Raw genomic sequence first — 11,265 nt, 5'->3', positions numbered from 1 at the left:
CAGCCGCACAGGAGGCAGACGGTGACAGACGTCCGAGTCGACCGCAGGGCGTTCCTGCGTGGAGTCGGCGGAATTGCGGCAGGCGTCGCCGCGACCTCGCTCACCGCGTGCGAGACCCGCGCCGACCGGAATGCCTCCAGGACCAAGAACCCCAAGCTGCTCGTCGTCCGCGACAGCGGCGGCTCTTACGGCGAGGCGAACCGGAAGGCCATCTACGACCCGTTCACGAAAGAGACCGGCATCCAGATCAATGTGGTGAACATCCTGCACGCGCAGATGCTCACCCAGATGAAGGAGGGTCGCCCGCAGTTCGACGCCATGGACATCGACATGGTTCTGTTGAGGTACTTCCAACAGGAGGGCGCTTCCGAGGAGCTGGACTACGACCGGCTGAAGAACGCCGGGAATGCGGGTATCGCCAAGTCCCTGCTCGCCTCCCACGGTGTCGGCAAGAACTACTGGGCCAGCGTCTTGGCGTATCGCACTGACGCCTTCGGGGGGAAGACGCCCGAGACCTGGGCGGATTTCTGGGACACCAGGGCATTCCCGGGCAGCCGCGCGCTGCAGAGTTCGATGGATTATCCGGAGCTGGAGTTCGCCCTCATCGCCGACGGCGTACCACTCGACAAGCTGTACCCCCTCGACGTGGACCGTGCCTTCAAAGCCCTGAACCAGATCAAGGGCTCTGTGCGAACGTTCTGGGACAGCGGCGCTGTGCCGGGTGAACTGCTGGAGCGCAAGGAGGTCGTTGCCTCCAGCGTCTGGAACGGCCGCCTCGGTGATCTGATCAAGCGCGGCGTCCCCCTCGCGTACGTGTGGAACGGCGCCCGCAGGCAGACCAGCGGCTACGGAATACCCAAAGACGCCGCCAATCCCGACGCGGCCTACCGGCTCATCGATTTCGCCCTGCGGCCCCAGGTGCAGGCCGACTTCGCCCGGATCTACCCCTCGGGCCCTGTTGTGCCGGCCGCCTACGGACATCTCTCCGAAGCCACCGCCAGGAACCTGCCGAGCACCCCCGGGCACCTGCTGTCCAGCTTCGACCTCGACATCGAGTGGTGGCTCAAGAACCGAGGCTCCGTGACGAAGCGCTGGCAGGAGTGGGTGCGCGCCTGAACTCGACGCGCGTTCAGAGCTCTGAGCCATGGGGCCTGGCGGCGTCTTCGCCGGCCACGGGAACTGGCTGATGTCGGCGGTCAGCGGGCCCAGGAGCAGCACCGCGCGGGGCACCCCGAGCGGACACATGGCAGGAGCCGGGCGGTCAAGATCGACCGCTCCTTGTCCCAAAATCTTATGCCCGGATGTGGCTGTGTGAGATAAAGAGGTATGACCAGGCGTTTTGGTCGTTTCCCGGCTTCCCGGTCCCACAGACGCAGCGGCTTGCGTCGCCGTTCGGCGGATGCCCCTCAGCAGCACGAGGGGTCCAGAGGCCGACGTTCGGGGCCGCGCTTCAGCTCGCCCAAGGTACGCAGCGTCGCGGGTCAGGTCTTCCTGCTACAGCTGGTCATCATGGTGCTCTTCGCCGCAGCCGCCGGAGTGGCACTCGTGGTGCAGGCCCGCGACTCGACCATGCAGGAGGCCCGGCGTCTGACGTTCGGAGTCGCCGAGGGCTTCGCCCACGCCCCGGGAACACTGGCCGCCATGAAGTCCAAGAACCCCAGTGCGCTGCTGCAGCCACGGGCGGAGGAAGCCCGGAAGAAGGCTGGTGTCGACTATGTCGTCGCCTTCGATCCCCAGGGCTTCCGCTGGACCCATCCCGACCCGAAGCTGATCGGGAAGCAGATCTTCGCCCTCCGCGAGGGCCAGACCGTCGACAGACCCTTCACCCAGACCTTCGAGGGCAGTCTCGGCCTCTCCGTGGACTCGACGATCCCCGTCTACGACACCGGCGGGAAGACCGTCGTGGGGTTCGTGTCGGTCGGGATCACGGTGGACACCGTGAACCATGTGGTGCGGGAGCAGTTTCCGAAGCTGCTCGGATTCGCCGGTGGCGCGCTGGCGGTCGCCGCGGGTGGGACGGCCTTGGTCTCCTGGCGGTTGCGGCGGCAGACCCGCGGCCTGGATCCGTCCGAGATGACCCGTATGTACGAGCACCATGACGCGGTGCTGCACGCGGTGCGGGAAGGAGTCCTGATCATCGGAGGTGATGGGCGCCTGCTGCTGGCCAACGACGAGGCGCGGCGACTGCTGGATCTGCCCGCGGATGCCGAGCAACGCCGCGTCACCGATCTTGGCCTGGAGGCCGGCACCGCCGAACTGCTGGTTTCGGGCCGGACAGCCACCGACGAGGTCCACCTGACCGGCGACCATCTGTTGGCGGTCAACATACGGCCGGTCGACCACCACGGCAGCGGGCAGGGCAGCGTGGCCACGCTGCGCGACACCACGGAGCTGCGGGCATTGGCGGGCCGGGCAGAGGTGGCCAGGGAGCGGCTGCGCCTGTTGTACGAGGCAGGAGTGCGGATCGGCACCACGCTGGATGTGGTGCGCACCGCCCAGGAACTGGCCGAGGTGGCGGTCCCCCGATTCGCCGACGTCGTCACCGTCGACCTGCAGAGTCCGGTCCTGGAGGGTGATGAGCCAACCGGTCCGAACCTCGAGATGCGCCGCACGGCGGTTCACAGCGTCAAGGGGGCCTGGCCCCTGTTCCCGGTGGGCGAGCTGATCCACTTCGTGCCCAGCAACCCCCTGGCCCTGAGCGTCCAGCGCGGCCACCCAATCCTCGATGCCGACCTGACTGCCTCCCACGGCTGGCGAGCCCAGGACCCCGAACGCGCCCGGCGCATCCTGGATTCCGGCCTCCACTCCTTGATCACCGTGCCGCTCCAGGCACGCGGCGTGGTGCTGGGCATGGTCAACTTCTGGCGGGCGGAGCAGGACGCCTTCGAGGAGGAGGACCGGGCCTTCGCCGAGGAGCTCGCCGCCCGGGCCGCCGTGGCCATCGACAACGCCCGCCGCTACACCCGCGAGCACGCCCTGGCCGTAACCCTGCAGCGCAGCCTGTTGCCTCGCTCCGTGCCCGAGCAGTCCGCCGTCGAGGTCGCCCACCGCTATCTGCCCGCCCGGGCCGGCGTGGGCGGTGACTGGTTCGACGTCATCCCGCTGCCCGGTGCCCGGGTCGCGCTCGTGGTCGGCGACGTGGTCGGCCACGGCCTGCACGCCGCGGCCACCATGGGCCGGCTGCGCACCGCGGTGCGCACCTTCTCCTCCCTCGATCTGTCTCCCGACGAGCTGATCAGGCACCTGGACGAGCTGGTCGCCCGGGACGACAGCGAGGGGAACGACAGCGAAGGAATCACGGGGGCGACCTGTCTGTACGCCGTCTACGACCCGGTGGCAGGGCTGTGCTCGCTGGCCAGGTCCGGGCACCCGGGACCGGCCCTGGTCCACCCGGACGGCACGGTTGACCAGTTGCAGGTGCCGGTCTCCCCGCCGCTGGGGCTGGGCGGCGGCCTGCCCTTCGAGAGCGCCGAGTTCACGCTGCCCGAGGGCTCCCAGCTGGTTCTTTACACCGACGGTCTCATCGAGGACCGGAACCGGGACATCGACACCGGCCTCGACATGCTGCGCGACGCCCTGCAGGGCCCCGGCCGGACCCCGGAGGAGACCTGTCAGGCCGTCCTCGACGCCCTGCTGCCTGCCCGCCCGAGCGACGACATCGCCCTGCTCGTCGCTCGGTCCCGCCTGCTGGATCCTTCCCAGGTCGCCGACTGGGACGTCCCGGGTGAACCCGCCGCCGTCGCCGGGATCCGAGCCCAGGTCGCCCGCCGGTTGGGAGAGTGGGGACTGGAGGAGCTCGCCTTCGCCACCGAACTCGTGATCAGCGAGCTGGTGACCAATGCCATCCGCTACGGTACCGAGCCGAGGCGGCTGCGGATTCTGCGGGACGGCCCCAGCCTGATCTGTGAGGTCGCCGACGGAAGCAGCACCTCACCGCACCTGCGCCGGGCGGCCGACACCGACGAGGGCGGGCGGGGTTTGTTCCTCGTGGCCCAGTTCACGCAGCGATGGGGCACCCGTTACGTGCCTCGCGGCAAAGTGATCTGGACCGAGCAGTCACTCGACAGCTCGGCGACCGAGCCTGCCGCGGACATGGCCGACGCTCTGCTGGACCAATGGAACGACGCGGACTGGTGACGGCTGTGGCCATCGGGCGGTCCGCACCTCAGGCCAGGGCCCGGCCGCTGCCGGCGAAGGCCTCCGGACGGAGCAGGTCGGCGAGGGTCTCGGCGGGCAACAGGCCCTTCTCCAGGACGAGTTCGGCAACGCCCCGGCCGGTGGCGAGGGCCTCCTTGGCGATGTCGGTGGCGGCCGTGTACCCGATGTGCGGGTTGAGGGCGGTGACCAGGCCGATGGAGTTCTCCACGCTCGCGCGCAGCGCCTCGGTGTTGGCGGTGATGCCGTCCACGCACCGCTCGGCGAGCGTCAGGCAGGCGCTGCGCAGATGCGTGACGGACTCCGACAGGGAGTGCAGGATGATCGGCTCGAAGGCGTTGAGCTGGAGCTGTCCTGCCTCGGCGGCCATGGTGATGGTGACGTCGTTGCCGATCACCTCGAAGGCGACCTGGTTGACGACCTCGGGGATCACCGGGTTGACCTTGCCGGGCATGATGCTCGAACCGGCCTGTACCGGCGGCAGGTTGATCTCGCCCAGACCCGCACGCGGCCCGGAAGACAGCAGCCGCAGGTCGTTGCAGCTCTTGGAGAGCTTGACGGCGATCCGCTTGAGCACCCCGGACATCTGCACGAACGCGCCGCAGTCCTGGGTGGCTTCGACCAGGTTGGCGGCGGTGACCAGCGGCAGCCCGGTGATGTCGGCGAGGTGGCGGCGGGCCGACTCGGCGTATCCGGCGGGGGCGTTGAGCCCGGTGCCGATGGCCGTGGCACCCAGGTTGATCTCATGGATCAACTCCACCGCCTCGGCAAGACGGCAGCGGTCCTCGTCAATCATGACGGCGAATGCGGAGAACTCCTGACCGAGCGTCATGGGCACCGCGTCCTGGAGCTGTGTGCGGCCCATCTTGAGCACGGCGCGGAACTCGACGGCCTTTGCGGCGAAGGCGTCCTGCAGGACGGCCATCGCCTTGAGCAGCCCGCGCACCGCGAAGACGGTCGCGACCTTCACGGCGGTCGGATACACGTCGTTCGTCGACTGACCGAGGTTCACGTCCTCGTTGGGGTGCAGGTACTGGTACTGACCCTTGCTGTGGCCCAGCAGCTCCAACGCCCGGTTCGCCACGACTTCGTTGGCGTTCATGTTGGTCGACGTCCCGGCACCGCCCTGAATGACATCGACGACGAACTGCTCGTGCAGCTTGCCAGAGCGAATCTCACGACACGCGGCGACAATCGCGGCGGCCTTGTTCGCCTCAAGCCGGGCGAGCTCCTCGTTGGCAAGGGCAGCGGCCTCCTTGACGGCGGCCAGAGCGTCGATCAGGTGCGGATAGGCGGAGATCGGCTTCCCTGTGATCGGGAAGTTCTCCGTGGCACGCAGGGTGTGGACACCCCAGTACGCATCGGCGGGGACGTCCCGATCGCCCAGAAGATCATGCTCAATGCGGGTGGCGGCGGTCATGGGGCTGGGGCCCTCTCTCGGGAGGCATGGTGGAGGGCCTTCCGCGCCGCTGCGCGGAAGGCCCCCGCGGTGTCACCGGTGTCGGTACCTGCTCAGAGCAGGCGATCCTTCGCCTTGTAGTAGGCGCCGCCGAACGGCAGGAACCAAGGCGTGCCGTTGTAGAACGGAACGGGCACCTTCGGGAAACCGAAGCCGCGCATCGGGTTCGCCTCGGGCTTGCCGTCCATCATCTCGGCGACCGCGCGGCCCATGTACGTGGCCATCTGGACGCCGTGACCGCAGTAACCCATGGAGTAGTACAGGCCGTTGACGTCACCCGCGTGCGGGATGCGGTCCCAGGAGAAGCCGACCATGCCGCCCCACACGTAGTCGATCCGTGTCCCGGCCAGCTGCGGGAAGATCTCCGTCATCTCCCGCTTGAGGATGTCGCCGCTCTTGACATCGGAGGCCGGGTTGGAGGGGGCGAAGCGGGCCCGGCCGCCGAAGGCGAGACGGTTGTCCGGGGTGAGACGGATGTAGTTGCCGACGTTCTTGTGGGCGACCAGCAGGCGGCCGTTCGGGATGAGCTCCTTGGCGCGTGCCTCCCCCAGCGGCTCGGTGACGATGATGAAGCTGCCGACGTTGATCAGCCGCTTGCGGAACCACGGCATCGACTTGTCGGTGTAGGCGTCCGTCGCCGCCATGACCTGCTTGGCACGGATGGTGCCGTGCATGGTCTCCACCGAGAAGCCGCCGCCAGGGAGGCGGGTGAGGCCGGTGGCGGCGTTGCGCTCGTGGATCTCGGCACCGGCACGCTCGGCGGCGTCCGCCAGGCCGACGACGAACTTGCCCACGTGCAGGGCTGCGCCGAGCGGGTCGAGCAGGGCGCCGTGGTAATGGTCCGAGCCCAGCTCGGCGCGCAGCTCGCTCTTGCTCAGGACGACCGTCTCGTGGCCGAAGTTCTCGGCCAGGTCGCGCTGCTTGGCCTGCAGGCCCTCGAAGTGCTGGGGCTTGCAGGCCAAGCCGAGGCGCCCGGCACGGTGGAAGTCGCAGTCGATCTTCTCCTTGACCGCAATCTCCTCGACGACGTCCACAGCGTCGCGGAACGCGTCGTAGAGCTCGCGGGCCCGCTCCTGCCCGTAGCGCTGGCGGGCCTGGGCCGGGCTGATGGTGATGCCGGGGTTGCAGTGGCTGCCGTTGCGCCCGGAGGCGCCCGAACCGACCTGGTCCTTCTCGACGAGGACGACCCGGGCACCCTTGCGGGCGGCGTGGTAAGCGGTGGACAGGCCGGTGAGGCCGCCGCCGATCACCACCACATCCGCCTCGTCGGGCAGGTCCTTCCCGGAACGGTCGGGCAGGGCGGGGGCTGTGTCCATCCAGTAGGGGATCTGCTTCATGGCGTGCGTCCTCTGTCTTCTCGGTCTGTTTTGCCGGTGTGCCGTTGGTCAGCAGCCGAGGAGCTTCGGCAGGCCCGACAGGTCGGTCAGCTCGTCGTACGGCTGGTAGTCGGAGCTGCCCAGGCGGCCGTAGCGGTTGATCCACACGCGGCGCTTCAGGCCGAGGTCGCGGGTCGGGATGTGGTCGTACTCCCAGCCCTGGGCGACGTGGATGACCTGCGCGGGTTCGACGCCCATGGTCTGGAAGGCGTACTCGAAGGTCTGGCGGTCCGGCTTGTAGGCGCCGGCCTGCTGGGCGGTGATGACGTAGTCGAACTCGACGCCGATGTTCTCCACGTTCCGCGCGATCAGGTTGTCGTCCGTGTTGGAGATGATCGCAATCTCGTACTTGGTCTTCAGAGCGCGCAGCGCGTCCGGGACCTCCGGCCAGGGACCGAAGGTGGGGACGGCCTCGACGAGGGCGTCACCGTCGGACTCGCGGTACTCCAGGCCGTGCAGGCGCATGGCGTTGCGCAGGCTGGAGTGCAGGATCTCGTGGTAAGGGCGGTAGGCCTCCAGTACGGCCTGGAAACGCATGACACGGAAGTCGTCGAGGAACTCGTCGACGTTCAGGTTGTCCAGGTCGAGCCGGTCTTCGAGGACCTTCAGGGTCGTCGGGGCCAGCTCGAAGTTGATCAGGGTCGCGTAGGCGTCGAAGGTGACGATCTCTCGCATGGTGTCCAGCCTTGGTCTCTCGCGGTTTGCAGAAGGGGGTGGCTTCAGACGACGCGTTCGCCGGGGGCGACGATCGCGTCCAGCTCGGCCAGGTCGGCCGGGCTCGGTAGCCAGTCGGCCGCCGCCGCGTTGGCGGCGACCTGTTCGGGGGTCATGGCTCCGCAGATGACGGAGCCGACGGCGGGCAGGGCCGCCAGTGCGCCGACCGCGACCCAGAGGAGGGTCAGGCCGCGGTCGGCGCCGTATCGGGTGAGCGCCTCGACCTTGTCGAGGGCCGCGTCGGTGAGCCAGCCCTGCCGCCAGGACAGTCGGCTGCCGGGCGGGGGCTCCTCGCCGCGCCGGTACTTTCCGCTGAGCAGGCCGTTGGCCAGCGGGTAGTACGGCAGCAGACCTACGCCGTGGCGCAGGCAGGACGGGATCAGGTCCTGCTCCACGCCGCGGTCGAGCAGGTGGTAGCGGTTCTGGGTGGACACGAACGCGTCCGTGAGCTGCTCGGCCGGGAGGTTGGAGCAGCCGATGTACCGGATCTTGCCCTCGTCGACCAGCTCCTGGAGCGCGGCGAGCGTCTCCTCCAGCGGCGTGACGCCGTCCGGCTCGTGGTACTGGTACAGGTCGATCCGGTCGGTGCCGAGCCGGCTGAGCGACGCCTCCACCGCGTACCGGATGTAGGCGCGGGATCCGCGCGGGCCGTACAGGTCGGCGTCCCGGCTCATCTCCATGCCGAACTTGGTGGCCAGCACCACGTGGTCACGGCTGCCTTTGAGCGCGGCACCGAGGAGCCGTTCGCCGTCGCCGCGGGAGCCGCCCCGTTCGCCGGACCCGCCGTACATGTCGGCGGTGTCGAACAGGGTGATCCCCTCGTCGAGCGCGGCGTGGACGACGGCCTTCGTGCCGTCCTCGTCGAGGCGGGCGCCGAAGTTGTTGCCGCCCACGCCGACCACCGAGACGGTCGGGCCGCGCTCTCCGAGCGAGCGGTATCTCATGACCGGTTCCCGAATCCGATGCAGACGTTCTTGGTCTGCAGGTAGCTGGCCAGGCCCTCGAGACCCTTCTCCCGGCCCCAGCCGCTGTGCTTGTAGCCGCCGAAGGGGAGCTCGACGCCGGTGCCGACGCCGGTGGCGTTGACGTAGACCTGGCCGGCCCGGATGCCCTCGGCCATCCGCATCGCCTTGTCGATGTCACGGGTCCACACGTACGAGGCCAGGCCGTACGGGCTGTCGTTGGCGATCTCCAGTGCCTCGTCCGCGTCGTCGAACTCGATGACCGTGACGACGGGGCCGAAGATCTCCTCGCGGGCGCAACGGGCTTGGTTGTCCAGTCCGGTGAGAACGGTGGGCTGGACGTAGTAGCCGTCGGCCAGTTCGGGATCGGCGGGCGCGCCTCCGCCGGCCCGTGCCACGGCGCCTTCCTCGCGGGCCAGTTCCAGGTAGCCGAGGACCCGGTCCCGTTGCCGTGCGGCGACGAGGGGGCCGACGTCCGGGTCGCTGAGACCGGGGCCGATGCTGAGGGAGGCGGCGTGTGCGACGAGCTTGTCCAGGAACTCCTCGGCGCCGCGCTGGAGCAGCAGCCGGGTGCCGGCGGAGCAGGTCTGCCCGGCGTTGCCGAACGCGGAGCCGGCGACGGCTCCGAGCGCCGCGTCGAAGTCCGCGTCGGCGAAGACGACGACCGGGGACTTGCCGCCCAGTTCCGTGACCGAGGGGACCACGTTGGCGGCGGCCGCCTGGGCGACCTTGATGCCGGTCGGCACCGAGCCGGTGAAGGTGACCTGGTCGATGTCCGGGTGGCCGGCGAGGGCCGCGCCGGTCTCGCCGTCGCCGGGTACGACGTTCAGCACGCCCGGCGGGAGACCGCACTCCAGGGCGATCCTGCCGATCTCCAGCGGGGTGAGCGGCGCCTCGGGGGACGGCTTGAGGACCACCGTGCAGCCGGCGGCCAGCGCCGGGGCGGAGCCCCTCGCGGTGTTCTGGAGGGGGTAGTTGAACGGGATGATGTGGCCGGAGACGCCGATCGGCTCGCGGACGGTGTAGTCGAGCAGGCCGGGGCCGAGGGGGATCGTCGAGCCGCCGAGCTTGTCGGCGACGCCCGCGTAGAACTCGAAGTAGCGGGCGGCCGCTTCGACGTCCGCCTTCGCCTGGCGCAGCGGCTTGCCGACGTCCTGGCTCTCCAGGCGGGCCAGCCGTTCGCCCTGGTAGCGGATGGCCTCAGCGATCCGGTACAGGATGCGCCCCCGGTCCGCGGCGCGCATCCCGGCCCACTCGGGAGCGGTGAAGGCCGCGCGCGCGGCGGCCACCGCCCGGTCCACGTCCGCCTTGCCGGCCAGCGCCACCTGGGCGATGGCCGTGTCGTTCGACGGATCGAGGACGGTGAAGGAGCGTCCGTCGGCGGCGGGGACCTGCTTGCCGTCGATCAGCAGCTCGGTCAGCTGCACTTCGTCGCTCACGGCTGGATCTCCCCCAGCACCTCGCCGAAGATGACGACCTCGTCGCCCGGGCGGACCGTGCGGATCCGGCGGACCCAGAGCACGATGCCGTCCTGCGGCGCGGTGACCTCTTCGAGTGTGGTGCCGTAGTGGTCGGTGATGGTGGCGATCAGGTCGCCTTCCTTGCAGGTCTCCCCCGGCTCGGCGCGGGCCACGAAGAAGCCGCCGGAGGCGGAGCGGGCGAAGGTGCCGGAGACCGTCGTGTAATTGTCCCGCAGCTCCGCCGTGCCGTCGGTGATGCCGAGGCTGCGCAGGATGTTGCGGATCGAGTTCATGTGGTGCTCGACGTTGGCCTCGCGGTAGGTGGCGCCGCCGCACTCGATGGTGATGGCGGGCTTGCCGGCCTCGAGGACGGGGTGGCGGACCGTGCCGCCCCACTTGCCGCCCTTCCACACCAGCTCGTGCCCGGCGGCCAGGGCCAGGTCCGTCGCCAGGTCCTCGTAACCACCCTGGAGGATGACGAGGGGGGCGATCTCACCGTAGGCGCCGCCGGTGTGCAGGTCGACCACGGCGTCGACGGCCGGCACGACCTGCTCGACGAAGGTGGCGGCCAGGCGCTGCGAGTACGAGCCCTCGGCATCGCCGGGGAAGATCCGGTTGAGGTTGAGGTGGTCGATGCCGCTGGCGCGGGCGGCCGCCTCGAAGGCGGGGGTGTTCAGGCAGGGGATGCCGACGACGGTGCCGCGCAGCGTGGCCGGGTCGAGCTCGGCCAGAGCGCGCCGGATGGCCTCCTGGCCGTCGTACTCGTCGCCGTGCACGCCCGCGTCCACACACAGGACGGGGCCGTCCTGGACGCCATTGACGACGATGAGCGGAATGCCGAGCGCCACACCGTAGCTGCTGGTGCCGACGGGGATGAGGCCGTGGGCACGCTCGCCGGGGGCGACGGTCAGCGGACCGATGGAATACATGGGGATCCTTTCAAACGTGGATCGAATGCGGGCCAGGACGCCCGCGATGATCGCGGCGATACGCTCGAGGACAGCGCGGTCGCTGATCGGCGGCGGCGCGATCTGGACCGGCAGTGAGGTCAGGAGCTTGACCAGCGTGTTGTTCTCGCCGATCCACTCCGTGCCGGGCTGCTGGGCTGCGGGTGGCCCTCCGCCGCTCCGCCAGGCCAT

At 69.5% G+C, this 11,265-nt stretch carries 8 protein-coding genes; 2 read left to right on the top strand and 6 right to left on the bottom strand.

The window, feature by feature from the left end; translation table 11 throughout:
* The first annotated feature begins 21 nt into the window (after positions 1 to 21).
* The gene (locus ACYUED_RS36095) at positions 22 to 1,116 is read left to right on the top strand and encodes an ABC transporter substrate-binding protein (protein WP_491288787.1); all 1,095 of its coding nucleotides are present in this window, start codon (positions 22 to 24) and stop codon (positions 1,114 to 1,116) included.
* A 393-nt stretch (positions 1,117 to 1,509) separates the two neighbouring features.
* Entirely contained in the window at positions 1,510 to 4,137 is a 2,628-nt protein-coding gene (locus ACYUED_RS36090) for a SpoIIE family protein phosphatase (protein WP_491288786.1), read from the top strand.
* 28 nt (positions 4,138 to 4,165) lie between these two features.
* Here ACYUED_RS36090 and aspA read toward each other — a convergent pair whose 3' ends face one another.
* The 6 genes from aspA to ACYUED_RS36060 form a co-directional block, all read right to left on the bottom strand.
* Entirely contained in the window at positions 4,166 to 5,575 is a 1,410-nt protein-coding gene (gene aspA / locus ACYUED_RS36085; protein WP_491288785.1) for an aspartate ammonia-lyase, read from the bottom strand.
* 92 nt (positions 5,576 to 5,667) lie between these two features.
* Positions 5,668 to 6,951 carry an NAD(P)/FAD-dependent oxidoreductase gene (locus tag ACYUED_RS36080; protein ID WP_491288784.1) on the bottom strand — a complete coding sequence of 428 codons (1,284 nt, stop codon included), beginning with the start codon at positions 6,949 to 6,951 and terminating at the stop codon, positions 5,668 to 5,670.
* 48 nt (positions 6,952 to 6,999) lie between these two features.
* A complete protein-coding gene (locus ACYUED_RS36075; RefSeq protein WP_491288783.1) occupies positions 7,000 to 7,665 on the bottom strand; it encodes a haloacid dehalogenase type II in 666 nt (221 codons plus the stop codon).
* A 44-nt stretch (positions 7,666 to 7,709) separates the two neighbouring features.
* Positions 7,710 to 8,648, bottom strand: coding sequence for an aldo/keto reductase (locus ACYUED_RS36070; RefSeq protein ID WP_491288782.1), 939 nt, complete (start codon positions 8,646 to 8,648; stop codon positions 7,710 to 7,712).
* Entirely contained in the window at positions 8,645 to 10,105 is a 1,461-nt protein-coding gene (locus ACYUED_RS36065; RefSeq protein WP_491288781.1) for an aldehyde dehydrogenase family protein, read from the bottom strand. The genes ACYUED_RS36070 and ACYUED_RS36065 overlap by 4 nt, the downstream gene beginning before the upstream one ends.
* Positions 10,102 to 11,265 (bottom strand): succinylglutamate desuccinylase/aspartoacylase family protein, encoded by a 1,164-nt coding sequence (locus ACYUED_RS36060; RefSeq protein ID WP_491288780.1) that lies wholly within the window; start codon positions 11,263 to 11,265, stop codon positions 10,102 to 10,104. The genes ACYUED_RS36065 and ACYUED_RS36060 overlap by 4 nt, the downstream gene beginning before the upstream one ends.

The organism is Streptomyces sp. DF42 (genome assembly GCF_058267695.1).
This window is presented reverse-complemented; position numbering and strand designations above follow the sequence as displayed.